Genomic DNA, 14683 nt, shown 5'->3' with positions numbered 1-14683 from the left:
TATTTCGAGAGTGACGCGCACGACAAGGACGACAAGGCAATCCTTCTGCTTCAGGAGGCCGTATTGCTGCACCCGGCATTCGAGGATGCGTACGAAGCGCTGGGTGTAATTTTGAACCGCCATCACCGGGTGGATGAAGCCATCCACTACATGCAGATTCTTGCGTCGCTGAATCCTGACTGCATCATGGCGCACACCAATCTCAGTGTGTTCTACGTTGCCAAAGGCATGATAGCCGAGGCGGAAGAGGAAAAAGCCAAGGCTGCAGTGCTCCAGATGAGGCAGACGCGAGACGCGCGCCGCGCGGAGGAGCTTGCCGCAGAGGAGCGCGAGCGCATCCGGCGCGAGGCCCTGGAACGGATCGGGATGTTTAAGGAAGTGCTTGAGATCGATCCTGAAGATCCGTTGGCAACGTATGGCATGGGCATGGCTCACATGCAGTTGTCCGAATACGCGGAGGCTATCCCGTACTTGGAGCAGGCCACTCGATTACAGAAGGACTACTCGGTTGCTTTCCTCAATCTGGGGAAGTGTCTTGAGTTTTCGGGTGAGCGCGAACACGCGATCGCGGCCTATCGTCTCGGCATTGAAGCTGCGGGGCGAAAAGGCGATTTGATGCCGTTGCGTGAAATGGAACGCCGGCTAAGGGCCTTGGAGATCACGTTGGCCTAACGAGAAGACTTCGCTAGGCGGCCGTCCCGCAAGTCGCAACGCCCGCAATTTGCACACACCATCACGCGTTCGGCTTGTCCATGCGCTAATGAGCTACTTTGTCGGACTCACGTTGATGTAGTTGGTGCGGGTCTTCTGACCAAGTAAACCGTAGTTGTTGGTTACACCCAAGTAGACACTGTAGATTTTCGCCGCAGTGTAAACATGCGTCGGATTCTGCAGGGTGCTGGTGACGCCGTCGCCGAAGTGCCACCACCATGTCGTCAAGTTCCCGACATTAGGTGTCGAGAGATCGGAGAATTGAACGGTCTGCCCCACGGCGGGCGTGGTATCGTCCGCCATGAAGTCCGCAGTGGGCGCTTTGGGCTGAACGTTGATGTAGTTGACCTTCAACTCGTCATCGGAACCGACAAGCGTAGTCACTTTCAAGTACACACTGAAGGCCGTGGCCGTGGTGTACGAATGCGTGGGATTCTTCAAGGTACTGGTGCCGCCGTCTCCGAATTCCCAGTACCAATTGGTAATTGGAGAAGTGCCGGCTAACGAGAGGTCGGTGAACTGAACGGAAGCGTTGCCCACAGGCGCGGTCGGAGTTGCGATAAAGTTCGCTGTTGGAGGAGTAGGAGGAACAACGCTAATGTAGTTGCTCTTGACTTCCGTATCGCTCAACGCCCCAGAGGTGATCTGTAGCGTGACGGTATATGTGCCAAGCGTGTTGTACTGATGCGAGGGATTCTGAAGGGTGCTTTGCCCGCCATCTCCGAATGTCCATAGCCAGGAATCAATAGTTCCGCCCGTCACGGTTGACTGGTCGACGAAGTTTACAACGCCGCCGGGTTGAATGGTGGTGGGAATGCCACCGAAATTGGCGACGATACTTGTAGCTGCGGTTACGGTGACTGTAACGGGTGTGACGCCGGGCGCCGAGATGACAATGCTACCGGTGTTCGAACCAGCGGTGAGTTTCGAACGGTTTAGGGTGACGGTGACTGTAACCGGATTCGACGGGCCCGTGCTGTTGCCCGTGGACGGGTTGACGAGTATCCACTCCTGCTGGGGAGTGATGGAAAAAGTCGGCATGGGCTTCGAAGTGTAGTTCTTCGACACTTTGAACTGAAGCGAATTCAGGTTCGTGCCAAAGTCCAGGGATGTTGTCGTCACAAGAAACGTGACCAGGAAATCCGGTGGCGAGGTGGGGCACCCACAAGTGAGCAACCCAAGAATTGCGGTCATCACGACCGAAGCAACGTACTTCCTCATCTGCATGCCGCAGGCTCCTCGTTATCGAGCTGCACTATCAACGACTTACCGCCGATGGCCCACTCTCCCCGTTCGTAAGGCCCACTAATGATACCATCATGCCGGTGGGTCGATACAACAGTCAACAATTTTCTCACTTTGCCGTCAAATAGCGAAGATCCGTATTCACGGAGAAACGGCCCCTTGATGGACTCCATCCGCCAATTCCAGCGAGTGCGATTGGGCATCCGCAGGCCGATAGAGGGCCTTGAGCACCAATTCACCTTTGCAGATGTAGTCATGGTCCAGGATTTCGAATCCGCGATCCCTGAGGGCTTTGGTCAAGCTTTCATAGGAGTAGAAGGTAACGTGTTCATCCGCGTAGGCGCCGGGGGCGACTTTGCCGTACACCCACTCGATGGCAATCCACTGCCATTGGCCGTAGTCCGGGGTACCCAACACGAGCGTGCCGCCGGGCTTGAGAATGCGGGTCAGTTCATCCAGCAGTCTGCCATTCTCTTCGGGAATGTGCTCGATAACTTGAGAACAGATGACGCAATCGAATTCGCCGGTTCTGAATGGGAGTCGCATTCCATCGGACTGAAGAAGCAATTTATTCGTCTTGCGCATGAACGCGAGTTTGTCGTGACGCATATCGACGCCGACCGCATGCGGCAGGTCGGCAAGTATGCGGCTGCTGCCGCAGCCCACGTCGCAGGTCGAAACGAAGGTAGGGGTGAAGCGCATGATGATTGCGTGACGTTTACGCTGCCAGTATCGCTGAAACCAGATGCGACTGTCGTGGGCGCGCCAATCGTAGTCAGGGAACTCCACGCTGTTGCGAATTTTCCAGACGCGGTGGAACAAGCGCAAGTAGTCGATACCGAATTTGATGATTCGGGCGTGGGAACCGCCGGAGACGCGGGGCTGGTAGTGAAACGGGACTTCTTTGATGTGTAGACCCCGGGCAAATGACAGCAGCAGAATTTCGATAAGGATGACGAAGTTGGTATAGCGCAAGCTCAGTTTGGAAAAAATGTATTTGCGGTAGAGACGAAATCCGCTTGATAGGTCCTTCACGGGGATGTTCAACCCCATTCCAAAAAAGGAATTCAGGACGCGGCTGAGCCCATAGCGGAAAAGGGGCTGATCGGCGTGACCTCCGGGCACATAGCGTGAGGCTATCACGATGTCGTTGTTTGTGCGGGCCTCCCAAAGGTGCCGGATGAACTCGGTGGGGTGCGACATGTCGGCGTCCATCGTGAGCACGTATTCACCGAATGCTTCGGAGACTCCGCGAAGGATGGCCTGTCCGTAACCGGGCTGGGTTTCGCAGATGTAGCGGAACGGTTCGCCGGCGTGCTCGACCACCGCACGTGTGCCGTCGGGCGAATCGCCATCGACGACAAGCACTTCCCAAGAGATACCAAGGCCATTCAGGGCCTCGCGGAGAAGAGGCATCAAACGATAGAGGTTAGGGGCCTCATTGAGTGCAGGGATAACGACGGACAGATTGAGGGTCGATGCCTTTAACGAAGTCTTCATGGAAAGATACACCTTTGAGCCAAAACCAGCGTCTGCTGGCAGTCAACCCCCGTGACAGATTCGACCCTTGACAGAAATCCCACAACCAGACGCAACCTTACGTATTGACGGAAATAAATGCAAACATTGCAGCGAAGGTGTGCCGGCGAAAGGAGGCGTGCCGCTTCTTCAGAGCGGTCGTAAAGGCGGGCAGGCTTACTTAGGGTGGCGTCCTTATGCGCCTTGCAGCGCGGGGAGAGGAGAGGCAAATGCGGTTGATTGGAGCCAGGTGGACGGTGTGGACAGCAAAGGCGGCAAACCAAAGGGTCTCGGAGGCCGGGCCTCAAGAGTAGAAATTGATTGTCAGTCGCGGCACACACAAGTACTCAGACTTAGACGCACGTATCCAGAGCCCCTGAGCACGCCACGGCGTGGATAGTCGTCGGCACTCGCGAGGTGCGTAGCTTGGCTTTGGTCCGGGCACGGTGGGGAATGGGGACCGAATATACATTGTTGTTGGCCGCGCGGTTGTGCGATATACTCGATTCTTCGTGTGTAGGGTGGTGTATACAATCGCTGTGGAGAGGATATTTCATGCGGCATGGAGCGAGCTTTATTGCGGCGCTCGAGGGGTTGAGTAAACCGGCATTCCGCATCGCACGCGAATTGACGCTGAACAGCCGTTCTGGGTTGACGGTGCGGTTTCTTTCCAAGAAACTCGAATTGCCCGAAGAGGAAGTCGAGTATCTCATCGATGTGAATCATAAGCTGTTCTTTTCCGATCTCACGAAGGTGAAGCTCGTTGCTGAAGGGCATACAGCGGTCAAGCGAATCTCTGAAGGGCTTGAAAACCGCGGGGATATCCCTTCTCTGTTTAATCTTGTGAAGAATCTCGAGGCCCACGAGTTTCGACGTCTCGAAGAGAAGATAGGCGTGGAAAAGCCCGGCGGCAAAAAGGCGGCAGCCGAGGCGCTCATCGAGATTTGTTATACGCACCCTGAATCCGTGATGGAGTATGTGGCCAGCCATGACTTTTCGCCGCTCGCGCAGGAAGTCTTCGACCTGTTGTGGCAATCGGGGAGCGGCGTCATGCCTGTGGCTGCGGTGCGCGGCGCCATCGGCAAATCGGACTATGAGGTTGAGCAGGCACTGCTGGAGTTGTTCCAGGGGTTTGCGCTGTTCGAGATGTTCCGCTTCGATTCCGAGGATCGGCTCGTGCGGGTGGCGGGATTGTTGTCCGAGTTGCGGCAGTGGCAAGAGGTCTCGGGAGGCACGCAGCGCGGACGTTCGGGAATCAAAGTGGCCCGTTCGAAACCCGAAGATGTCGACTCACGAGGCCTCGACTTCTCCGAGCGCATTTGCCGGCTTGTTGCCGCGGTTGCCGCGAAGCCTGCCCGTATCCGCGGTGACGGCGAACTGTTCCGTGAAGACCGACGGCGGCTCGCCGAATTGTGTTCGGAAGACGAAGACCCGTCGCTGGCGACGTGTCTATGGGTGGCGCAGGGGGTCAACTGGATCGCGCGGGTGGACAACGAACTGCGAGCTGCCGACCTGGAAGACTTGCTGGGGATGAACCGGCTGCAGCGGCATGAAATCGTATTCAATTGGCTGACGAGCGGAGGTAACGAGCAGGCGTCGTGCCGCGTGTTGAGTTCGTTGCTCGACGATTTGAAACCCGATGGATGGTATCCGACTCTCGATTTCATCGAACACGCGTTGCACGCGGCATCCGACATGGAGCAGCCGATTCTACGCAACGCGGGTGGCCACTGGCACTATGTGAGCCCGGTGGCGGCGGGCAATTCCGAACGGGGCTTGGCACGGTCGCTTGAGGAAGCGTTTCTATGGCTTGGTATTGTGGACCGCGCGGAAGAAGGAGGCCGCAGTCTGTTTCGCGTGACGGAGCTTGGGCGCGCCTTGCTCACTCGCAGCGGGTTCGAGCGTGTGGCGAAGAAGTTCCCTCCGAAGGGCGCCGAGATTATCGTTCAGCCGAATTTCGATATTGTCGTTCCGACGCAAGACACCGACCCCTTGTTGACGGTTCCGTTGGATCAGTTTGCCGAGCGGCGGAGTACGGGTGTGGCTTCGGTCTACACCATGACCAAGGATTCGTTTACGCGGGCAATACAAGACGGCCACGACAGTGACCGCTTCATTACTTTTCTCCTCACACACAATCGGGGCGGCGCGCTGCCACCGAACGTGATGACGACCTTGGACGACTGGCGCGGCGGGATGAAACGGGTGCGGCTCAGAACCATTCATGTGCTGGAATCGGATGACCCGCTTGTGATGGCTGATCTTCTGCATCGCAGGCGATTCATGAAGCATTTCGAACAAATCGACCCGCGAAAGACGGTCGCGTTCACGCGCATCTCCAAGACCGAGATTGCCAAAGAGCTTGAAAAAGAGGGCTTTGTGGTAGGATAGAGGTACGGCTGACGCGGCTGTAGCCGGTGTGGCCGGGATAGAACCGACTCCGAGGAAGTGTATGTGCAACCTCCTATTCACCATCGCGTGCGGTTTGATTGGCATGGCGGTCTTTCCGCGAACCATCAACGAATTGTTGCCGGCGCTCTTCGAGGGAACTTACTGGCCGCTTTGGATGGGCTTCTGCCTTGGATGCGGGTTTGGTCCCCTCATCGGACATAACTCACCTCAGTCCGTGATTCTGAACCAAGCGATGGCTGGCTCGGTGATACTTCCATTTGCCATCTACGTTATGACGACAGGACAAGCCAGCGGCGGAATATGGTCTGTTGCAGTAGGATTCGCTGCCGGATTCGGAGGAGCTTACTCAAGTTTCCGCAAGAGGTCCCGACCAGAAACACATCCAGAAATCAAGGAATCGTCTCTTCCCCATCCATAACCCGGATTGCCTAATGGCCATCTCTCCCCCACGTTTCCCCTTTCCTCCGAGAAGACCTCACCCCTTCATCCGAACAGCGCGTTGGGAAGTTGAAACACGCAAAAGTATCCGAACAGCAGGAATGCCAGCAGAAGTCCGATAGCGTAGATAAGATTGGGGCGTAGTATGCGGGCAACTTCTGCCGAATAGAATCGCGGCATGACCAGAAACAAAACAATCCCCACGGAGATCGCTTGGATTGGGGTCAGCAGAAGTCCGTCGAGGACCGCGCCCAACTTCACCAGAAACACGGGCTGAAGTCCAAAGCTGTAGACGATGATCATGTTGGAAATGGCGTAGACGATGAGGACAATTTGAAACTGCCGTTTCCAGGGCACCTTGGCGACCGGCGGAAAGAGTATGCGGGCGCAGTCGGCGAGCAGGCGCGGCCAGCCCGCAAACTGCCCGAGCATGGTGCTGATCATTGCGGCCAATCCCGCGAGGATGAAGAGATGCGCACCTATCGCGCCCCAGCGCTCCGAGAAGATGGTCGACAGGGTTGTGGCAACCTCAGGACCTGAAGGCGCTTTTTGCGCGGGTCCCAACACGCCGGCTCCGGCCAGCATGAAGGCGGCCGTCACGAAGGAACCTATAAACAGTGCCAAAGTCGCGTCGGCGATAACGACACGTCCCCACCCCTTAAGTTTCTTCGCGTCGTCAGGCGTGAGCGCACGGAGAGCGTCGCCGTCAAGGGGTCGTCCATATTCTCTGCCGTTCGTCATACCGTAGCCCGCGCCGAAGACCCAGTAGGTGTACCAGACCTGACTGGCGAATCCACCCGCAGCCCAACCAAGCAACGGCAGGATTTCTTTCCAGGTTCCGCCTTTGACACCGGCCTCGGCGGCAGCCCACGCAGGGACATCGGGAAGTTGAAAGCCGAAAGCTCCGCGCAGAACACTGGTCCATCCGGGCCACGTGTGGATGGCTACGTCGCAAACGCCCAGAATGATGAGCATAACCAGAAACGACATGACCTTCTTGAGAATGTCGAATTGGCCGCCCCAAACAAGTCCGATGACGATTAGGGTGCAACACCAGCCGAGAAGGAACGGAGGCAATGGGATGAGTTCAGCGGCGAAGACTCCCGCGACGCTGGCGAGCGCGCCGGTGGCGATAGCTCCGGAACTCACTTGTCCGACGAACACGAGCCACACGACCCAATTGCGGGGGCCGGGAGTGCGCGCCATCATGTCGATCATGCATTCGCCTGTGCAGACGGTGTAGCGGGCGCCTGCGAGGCCAATCCAGTACTTTGTGAAAATGGCGAAGACGGGTACCCAGAGTAGACTGGTCCCAAAGAGCGCGCCGGTGCGGGTAGAGAGGATGACTTCGCCGGAGCCGATGTACTCACCGCACCAAACGAGACACGGGCCAAGCATCATCACGATGGCCAGTCCGCGCGGCGGTGGCTTCACAACGGCTTCTTCCCCGATCTTGACAGTCATGCGATCCCGGGCCCCCTCGTTCTGCAAGCAATCCCCATCCGCAGATGGTCGCATAAATCCCTCTCGAAACCAACCGTGCTTGTGCATCGCTCCTTCCTCGCCAGATACCTCCATTGATGCCACTTGCGAGGCGTGATATCGTCCCGGAGCGAAGCACACCAGAAGTGGGGGTCGATATGCGCAGTAACTGTAGTCTATTCGCTGTGGCAATTGTGCTTTCATGGTCGGGCGCTACTTCGCTCCATGCAGAACTCGACCCGTGGGGTTCGCGCCCCGCATCTCCGGCTGTCGTAAACGCCGTAGGCAACTCTCTCCTCCAGGAAGTAATCTCGTTGAAGGGGGAATGGGAATTTGTGACGGATGATCGCCTAATGGGACGCCACCGCATGGGTAAAGGACCCGGATGGAATGAGCCCGATTGGGAAGGCGCGCGTTTGATCACGGTTCCGGGCTGCTGGGAAGCTCAAGGCGTCGGCGAACCCGGAATGAGCCGCACCTGGGATTTGGTGTTCGACTGCATCCCGCGTCCGCTCAACCACGTATACATGGGCGTCGCGAGATATCGGCGCACCGTCGACATACCCGCCAAGTGGAGTGGCAAGCGTGTATGGCTGAAAGTGGGTGGCGTGCGAACGGAGGCGTGGTTTTGGGTGAACCAGCAGCGTGTTGCCCATCTCAACACGTACTGCGGCTCCTACAAATACGACATTACGGACTTTGTGAAGCCGGGGGAACGGGCCGAAGTTGTCGCCACAGTGCGTAACGATACGCCCAGCCGAAAAGGCTGCATGGCGGCGTTTCACCGGTTTGGCGGGTTCTACCGGGATATTGAGATTGAAGCCACGCCAGAAACGCGTTTGGACGACGTTTGGATTCGTGGAGATTTCGACAAGAAGGCGGCCGAGGTCCATGTGAGCGTCCGCAATGCAGGGAAAACGCCTCTGCGCTCACCTGCAATCGCTATCACCGTTGAGACGCTCGACGGCAGTCCAGCAGGTTCGCTGCAGCGGGGACTCGTACTGGATGCCTCAGGTGTGGCAGATATCGTGTGCGAAGTGCCGCTTACGGAATTCCGGCCCTGGACACCCGAGACTCCGAACCTCTATCTCGCCAAAGTGACTCTCCTTTCTGAGAATGCGCCCATCCACGGGTGGAATGAGCGATTCGGTATCCGGAAGCTTGAAGTGCGTGGCAGGCAGTTCTACCTGAACGGAAGCCCGTACTTGCTGCGGGGTTTTGGAGACGACTACATCTATCCAATGACACTGATATCGCCGGCGAGCCGGGAGGAACATCTCACTCACCTGAGAATCGCCCGCCGCGCGGGGTTTAATTGCGTGAGACACCATACCCATTGCGAGATTCCGGAATTCTTCGAGGCGGCCGATGAAGCCGGTATCCTGGTTCAGCCGGAACTACCTTATTACCACGACATGACGACGGAGGGGTTCGAATTCGACCCGCTTCGCGACATCCAAGAGTTGTATCGCCACTACCGCCGCTACGTGTCGTTCGGCTTTTACTCGACGGGCAACGAGGGACACTTGGGCAGTCCGCTCGATTCCCGCGTGTATGAGTGGGTGAAATCGAACGACCCGGATCGACTCGTTCAGCATCAGGACGGTGGATGCAACACAAACGCGAACTCGGATTTCACTACCCCCAACGGATACGGACTGGCATCGTCCATCGTTCCTTGGGAGAAGGGCACTTTCGACGCGCTCGATCGGCCATTCGTGGCGCACGAATATCTCAACCTAGGCATCAAATGCGATCCTCGGCTTGCACCCCAATTCACGGGCGCAATTCCGGCGCCTCGCAGTCTGGAATCGTATGAGGAAACGCTGCGCGCGGCGGGCATCAGCCGCATGTGGGGCGACGCCTGTCTCGATTCGGCTCATGCCCTTCAGGGCTACTATCAGAAGCACGGCATCGAACAAGCCCGGCTCGACCCCGAGTGCGACGGGTATTCGTATTGGACCATCGTCGATGTCATGGTCCCTCAGGAGGGAACCTACACCGGTCAGGGATACCTGAACGCATTTTGGGAAGTGAAACAGGGCGGACTCCAGCTCGATCAATTCCGGCAATTCAACGGGCCCACAGCGATACTGTCACTGCGAGAACCGGAAAGCGCGATCGCCGTTTCGGGAGACCCATGCAACGTCAGCTTGTGGTTATCGCATTTCGATGCGGTAGAGCTGAAGCAGGTCCCGCTTTCGTGGAATGTAAAGACGAATTCCCAGGAACTTGCGGAAGGTACTATCCCGCCCATTGACGCGGCCCCCGGCGATGTGAAGGAACTGGGGACGGTTGAATTCACGGTGCCTGAACTTGACAAGCCCGTACACGCACTATTCACGGCTACCTTGGAGGGTAAGGGCATCTCGAACTCCTGGGATTTCTGGTTCTTCCCCAAACGGCCCGTGAAAAGCGGAGAAGGAATCGCCGCGACCGCTGATCTGTATGACGTACTTGCTCTTCGCTACAGCGCTCTAGTCAAGGCTGGTACGCCAGAAGCGGAATCCGCTGAAGTGATCGTCGGTTCGTGGGATCACCCCGACCTGGTCGCGGCAACGGCACGTGGCAAGCGAGGGCTGATGATCGGTCCCGCCGACGGCGAGCCAAACGTGAAACTCGGCTGGTGGTCGCTAGGCAATCAGATCGGCACCGCATTCGCACGCCATCCTGCATTCGGCGATTTCCCGCATGACGGCAGACTTTCCCCGCTATGGTTCCGCCTTATCAAGCAGGGCATTCCCCTGCCCATCGATCCTCAGCTCGGTGAATTTGAGCACTTGGCCGTTGGCGAAGGGAAAAGCGGGTATTTCTCCTATGTCTGTCAAAAGACGGGCCCGAACGCAAGCCGGCTGTTGATAACGCAAGGAGTCGATGTGCTTGCCGAGACGCCAGAGGGGGCGTATTTGCTTGATGCGATGATTGACTACGTGCGGAGCAAGTAGTTCACTGACCGGAAAATCACTCGGGCACGCGCCAGCCTTTCTCGTAACGTGCATGTTCGTAAGACTTGCAGAGGAAAACTAAGCAGCACACCGCGGGCGGAGCGTGTTCATAGGAAATCCTTACGGCATAGCATCTGGGCCTTGAATGTGAATGTTCCGCGCCGGTTTCAGGTTACGCTGGCGCGAATTACTGGCTGAGATGCCTGGCTGACAGAAGAGCTCCAATAAGCGCGAACGCGGAGTGTATCTGGCCTGCAAAACCGTTCCATGTCCGGGGCGTTCATGGTATGCTCAGACAGGTTTGATAGACGGAAGGGAATCATTATGTCTGTGACTTTGAAAGCCGGAGACTTTGTTGTAGGGCTCGACATTGGCGGCACGAAAATCATGTCGTGCGTGTTCGACCACAAATTCAAGGTGGTGGGACGTTGCCGCAAGAAGAGCCGGTCCGAGAAAAACGCCAATGAGAAGCCCGAAGACCGCATCTTCAAGATCGTGAAGGAATCCATAGCGGATGCGGGAGGCGTCTCTATTCGGGGGATTGGAGTAGGGTCTCCTGGCCCAGTCAATCCGGCTGAAGGACTCATAATTGACACGCCGAATCTCGGCTGGAAGCGGTTTCCGTTGGCCGACATCCTGACCAAGGAATTCAAGGTGCCGGCGCTCATCGAGAATGACGTGAATGCGGGGACGTACGGCGAGTGGTGCTTTGGCGAGGTTCAGGACAGCAAGAATGTGCTGGGCATCTTCCCGGGGACGGGTATTGGTGGCGGAATCATCATCGATGGGAAGCTGATTCATGGGTTCACGGGGGGTGCAGGCGAAGTCGGCCACATGACGATTGAGGTGAATGGACCCTATTGCGGGTGCGGTAAGCGTGGTTGCCTTGAGGCAGTGGCCTCGCGTATCGCGATTGCCGCGGAAGTGTCGGCGATTGCCGCGCGTGGAGACTCGCCGTTCATTCTGAAAAACTGTGGCACTGACTTGGGGAACATCCGCAGCGGCATGCTCGCGAAGGCCATTGAGGCGGGTGAATCGATGGTTGAAGGCGTGGTTCGCAAGGCCGCGTATTACACGGGAATCGCCGTAGGCAACGCCATGAACTTCTTCAGCCCGGAGGCCGTTGTGCTGGGTGGCGGGCTGGTGGAAGCGATGCCGGAACTGTACCTGGACGAGGTCAAGCGCGCGGTGAAGGAACACGCGATGCCGTCTATCCGTAAGGGCGTCCGAATCGTGAAGGCGCGCTTGGGTGACGATGCGGCGGTGATGGGCGCTGCACGGCTGATGGCGGAACGCTTGGCGGCATCGTAAAGCGGCGTCAGTTGTAGCTGCTGGCCAACTGCCCGACGATGAGGTACCAGCCGTCTGCCAGGAAGAACAACGCGATCTTGAATGGCAGCGAGATAAAGACCGGCGGCAGCATCATCATACCCATGGCCATGAGGGTACTCGCCACGACCATGTCGATGATCAGGAACGGGATGTAAATCACGAACCCGATCATGAATGCCATGCGCATCTCGTTCAGGATGTAGGCGCAGATGAGCACGTGAGTCGGAACATCGTCGGGCGTGTTCGGACGAGGGAGCTTGGCAATTTCGATAAAAAGCGCAAGGTCCTTCGGGTGCTCCATCACCTGGCGAAACATGAACTCGCGCACGGGGGCCATGCCTTTGTTCAGGGCTTCGTTGGGGGTGATTTCGCGATTCATGTAGGGGCGAATCGATTCCTCGTACACGCGGGTGTAGGTGGGAGTCATGATGAAGAAGGTAAGAAACAGCGCCAATCCCACCAGAACCTGGTTGGGCGGCGTCTGTTGCGTTGCCATCGCCTGTCTGAGAAATCCAAAGACGACTATGATACGTGTGAACGACGTCGTCATCACGAGAATTGCGGGGGCCAGCGAAAGAACCGTAATGAGCAGGAATAGGGTCATCGTGGTGGAGAGCTGTTCCGGCTGAACGGCGTTTTGGGCGGCGCGGAAAATATCGATGCCGAGGGAGTTGTCGGGCTGAGCCTGGCCAAATGCGGCGGATGCGCACATGAAGGCTGCGACAAGGGTCAGGCCCATGCCGCAGCGAGCCCGACTGAGGCAGTGGGTGCGCCTCATTATTCTCCGTGCTCCTGCGTTCCCTCTTTCAGTTCACGCCGTAACCGGGCGATGTCGCCCCGCAGCGTTGCGATTTCGTCGTCTTCGCGTGCGCTCTTGGGAGTCTGGGGATTCGCGCGCATGAATGTCTTGAGCTGAGACAGAAACTTGTCACCGGCGGGGCTGCCGGTTTCACTCTTGCTTCCAGGCTTTATGGTGGAAGGAGCGGCGGCAGGCAGAGAGTCGAATTCCGACGCATCCATTTCCGCGACGGACGAGACAGAGGTGGGAGTGACTCCCACGATAAGAACCTTCCCTTTCACGCGGATGAAATAGAGACACGCTTTGGGTGAGAGATACAGACGTCCGATGAGGGTACCGAGATTAGCTCCTGCGAGCATAGGCACTCGCTTCCCGAATCGGCCCAAGAAGTAGTTGATCAGGAGCATACACGCCAGAATGACGGCGAATGCGGCAGTGACTTGTCCAAGGCTCTTCCACGGGGACCATCCGGTCCTTTGTAGCGCGTTGGAAGACTGAGGGGCCGTGGCGTTTCCACCGGTTTCGGCCTCGGTCCCGCCACCGCCCTGTCTCTTGTCAAGTTCCTTGTCCAATTGCTCTTTGCCGGCGGTCCAATACTCTGGCATGGGCGGCGCGCCCGGCTTCGGAATCTCTTCCTTTGGAGCTTGTTGTACTTCGACTGGGGGAAGGACTCCTGGCTGCAAACCAATGTCGGGGGGAGTGGTTTCTTTGAAGCCTTCGTCCGGCTTGGAGGCTGTTGAGGCAGGAACCTCGGCGTCGGGCGCTGGTTTGTCTTCGGCGCAAACAGCCGCACACAGAGCGAACGCCAGAAGCAGTCCCGTTAGCCAATTATGCTTCTTCATTCATGGTGTCCGAAAGCGTTGCGTCGTCGGTCTTTTCCTGACCGACAAGTTCCCCAACGCGAACATGCAGCGAGTCGCCAATTACAACGACTTCGCCGCGCGCCAAGGGCAGGCTATTGAGGTAGATGTCCGTCATCTCGCCCGCGAGCTTGTTGAGTTGGACGACTGAGCCGCGCTTCAAATCCAGCACTTCGCGTACGAGCATCTTGCATGTACCCAAATCCGCGGAGATTAAAAGCTTCACCGATTTCAAATCGTCTATCACGAGACGCCTTTGCGGCAGTCCCGTGCGTGGAACGATCTCTTCGAACGTATGCTCGCGTGTTGTGCGCGTATCCGGATTACTCATCACATATCCTGCACAAAGAATTTCTCGTGGAAAACCGCCGTAATGCGCTCTTCCCCGCCATCGCTTTCGGCCGGAGCCGCACTTTCTCCTCCGCCGTGGCCGCCACCCTCGCCGCCTCCCGTCGGGGCAGGAACAGGAAGTTCCTTGAGGATCCTGTTCGCTTCCTGTTGGATTTGCTTCTCTATACTCTGCTCCACGAATGGATCGTCTAATTCCTGACGCGATTTGTAGCTGTGCATCTTCCGAATAATGGCCGTAAACCGGGCCATGTTGGCTTTCACCTTTTCGGCCGCCGCTTGGTTTGAGCACTCCAGAGAGACTTTGTACAACAGCGTGGATGCGGGCATATCGGGAGACGGCATAATCACGGTCGTGAAGGCCTCGTCGAACGGTACGGTAACGGCGGTTGCAGGGATTTTGGATTCGTGTTTTTCCTCTTCTGCTTCCGCGGGTTTGGGTGTATCCGTCAATCTGGGACGCAACACGAAATTGAATACAACGACGGCCACGACAACTGCGCCCAAGACGGCCACGACCCCAATGAGGATCGGAGTCAAACTGGATTTTCCCTTGGCCGCCTTTTGGTCATCCTTCGGTTCTGCCATGATTC

11 protein-coding genes are annotated in these 14683 nt (G+C 57.2%); 4 read left to right on the top strand and 7 right to left on the bottom strand.

Features of this window, described 5'->3' with window-relative positions; all coding sequences use genetic code 11:
• Window positions 1-672, top strand: a 672-nt coding sequence (locus tag K1Y02_12385) for a tetratricopeptide repeat protein (GenBank protein MBX7257152.1), incomplete at its 5' end; no start/stop codon positions are given.
• A 93-nt stretch (window positions 673-765) separates the two neighbouring features.
• On the opposite strand, the gene K1Y02_12380 is transcribed toward K1Y02_12385, so the two are convergent.
• Together K1Y02_12380 and K1Y02_12375 are read right to left on the bottom strand one after the other, a co-directional pair.
• The gene (locus K1Y02_12380; GenBank protein MBX7257151.1) at window positions 766-1938 is read right to left on the bottom strand and encodes a PKD domain-containing protein; all 1173 of its coding nucleotides are present in this window, start codon (window positions 1936-1938) and stop codon (window positions 766-768) included.
• 159 nt (window positions 1939-2097) lie between these two features.
• Entirely contained in the window at window positions 2098-3456 is a 1359-nt protein-coding gene (locus K1Y02_12375) for a glycosyltransferase (protein ID MBX7257150.1), read from the bottom strand.
• Between the two features lie 573 nt (window positions 3457-4029).
• Between K1Y02_12375 and K1Y02_12370 the strand changes: the two genes are divergently transcribed.
• Window positions 4030-5865, top strand: coding sequence for a helicase-associated domain-containing protein (locus tag K1Y02_12370; GenBank protein MBX7257149.1), 1836 nt, complete (start codon window positions 4030-4032; stop codon window positions 5863-5865).
• Between the two features lie 504 nt (window positions 5866-6369).
• On the opposite strand, the gene K1Y02_12365 is transcribed toward K1Y02_12370, so the two are convergent.
• On the bottom strand, window positions 6370-7788 hold the full coding sequence (locus tag K1Y02_12365; GenBank protein MBX7257148.1) for an Nramp family divalent metal transporter: 1419 nt from the start codon (window positions 7786-7788) through the stop codon (window positions 6370-6372).
• Between the two features lie 176 nt (window positions 7789-7964).
• On the opposite strand from K1Y02_12365, the gene K1Y02_12360 reads away from it, so the two are divergent.
• Together K1Y02_12360 and K1Y02_12355 are read left to right on the top strand one after the other, a co-directional pair.
• Window positions 7965-10751 carry a hypothetical protein gene (locus K1Y02_12360; GenBank protein ID MBX7257147.1) on the top strand — a complete coding sequence of 929 codons (2787 nt, stop codon included), beginning with the start codon at window positions 7965-7967 and terminating at the stop codon, window positions 10749-10751.
• A gap of 324 nt (window positions 10752-11075) precedes the next feature.
• On the top strand, window positions 11076-12062 hold the full coding sequence (locus tag K1Y02_12355; protein ID MBX7257146.1) for an ROK family protein: 987 nt from the start codon (window positions 11076-11078) through the stop codon (window positions 12060-12062).
• 7 nt (window positions 12063-12069) lie between these two features.
• Here K1Y02_12355 and fliP read toward each other — a convergent pair whose 3' ends face one another.
• The 4 genes from fliP to K1Y02_12335 are packed head-to-tail and all read right to left on the bottom strand — an operon-like array spanning window position 12070 to window position 14678.
• A complete protein-coding gene (gene fliP, locus K1Y02_12350; protein ID MBX7257145.1) occupies window positions 12070-12822 on the bottom strand; it encodes a flagellar type III secretion system pore protein FliP in 753 nt (250 codons plus the stop codon).
• A 38-nt stretch (window positions 12823-12860) separates the two neighbouring features.
• Window positions 12861-13724, bottom strand: coding sequence for a flagellar biosynthetic protein FliO (locus K1Y02_12345; GenBank protein MBX7257144.1), 864 nt, complete (start codon window positions 13722-13724; stop codon window positions 12861-12863).
• A complete protein-coding gene (locus K1Y02_12340) occupies window positions 13711-14073 on the bottom strand; it encodes a FliM/FliN family flagellar motor switch protein (GenBank protein MBX7257143.1) in 363 nt (120 codons plus the stop codon). Before K1Y02_12340 ends, K1Y02_12345 begins: the two co-directional genes overlap by 14 nt.
• Window positions 14073-14678: a flagellar basal body-associated FliL family protein gene (locus tag K1Y02_12335; GenBank protein ID MBX7257142.1), complete on the bottom strand. Its 606-nt coding sequence runs from the start codon at window positions 14676-14678 to the stop codon at window positions 14073-14075. Before K1Y02_12335 ends, K1Y02_12340 begins: the two co-directional genes overlap by 1 nt.
• Between the last annotated feature and the right edge of the window lie 5 nt (window positions 14679-14683).

The sequence above is a fragment of the Candidatus Hydrogenedentota bacterium genome (assembly GCA_019695095.1).
In the GTDB taxonomy this organism is placed as follows: Bacteria; Hydrogenedentota; Hydrogenedentia; order Hydrogenedentales; family SLHB01; genus JAIBAQ01.
This window is presented reverse-complemented; position numbering and strand designations above follow the sequence as displayed.

Excerpts from the sequence above, each read along its gene's own strand:
- K1Y02_12380 (MBX7257151.1), bottom strand. The coding sequence starts at position 1,938 with ATGCAGATGAGGAAGTACGTTGCTTCGGTCGTGATGACCGCAATTCTT.
- K1Y02_12355 (MBX7257146.1), top strand. The coding sequence starts at position 11,076 with ATGTCTGTGACTTTGAAAGCCGGAGACTTTGTTGTAGGGCTCGACATT.
- K1Y02_12375 (MBX7257150.1), bottom strand. The coding sequence starts at position 3,456 with ATGAAGACTTCGTTAAAGGCATCGACCCTCAATCTGTCCGTCGTTATC.
- K1Y02_12365 (MBX7257148.1), bottom strand. The coding sequence starts at position 7,788 with ATGACTGTCAAGATCGGGGAAGAAGCCGTTGTGAAGCCACCGCCGCGC.
- K1Y02_12335 (MBX7257142.1), bottom strand. The coding sequence starts at position 14,678 with ATGGCAGAACCGAAGGATGACCAAAAGGCGGCCAAGGGAAAATCCAGT.
- K1Y02_12345 (MBX7257144.1), bottom strand. The coding sequence starts at position 13,724 with ATGAAGAAGCATAATTGGCTAACGGGACTGCTTCTGGCGTTCGCTCTG.
- fliP (MBX7257145.1), bottom strand. The coding sequence starts at position 12,822 with ATGGGCCTGACCCTTGTCGCAGCCTTCATGTGCGCATCCGCCGCATTT.
- K1Y02_12370 (MBX7257149.1), top strand. The coding sequence starts at position 4,030 with ATGCGGCATGGAGCGAGCTTTATTGCGGCGCTCGAGGGGTTGAGTAAA.
- K1Y02_12360 (MBX7257147.1), top strand. The coding sequence starts at position 7,965 with ATGCGCAGTAACTGTAGTCTATTCGCTGTGGCAATTGTGCTTTCATGG.
- K1Y02_12340 (MBX7257143.1), bottom strand. The coding sequence starts at position 14,073 with ATGAGTAATCCGGATACGCGCACAACACGCGAGCATACGTTCGAAGAG.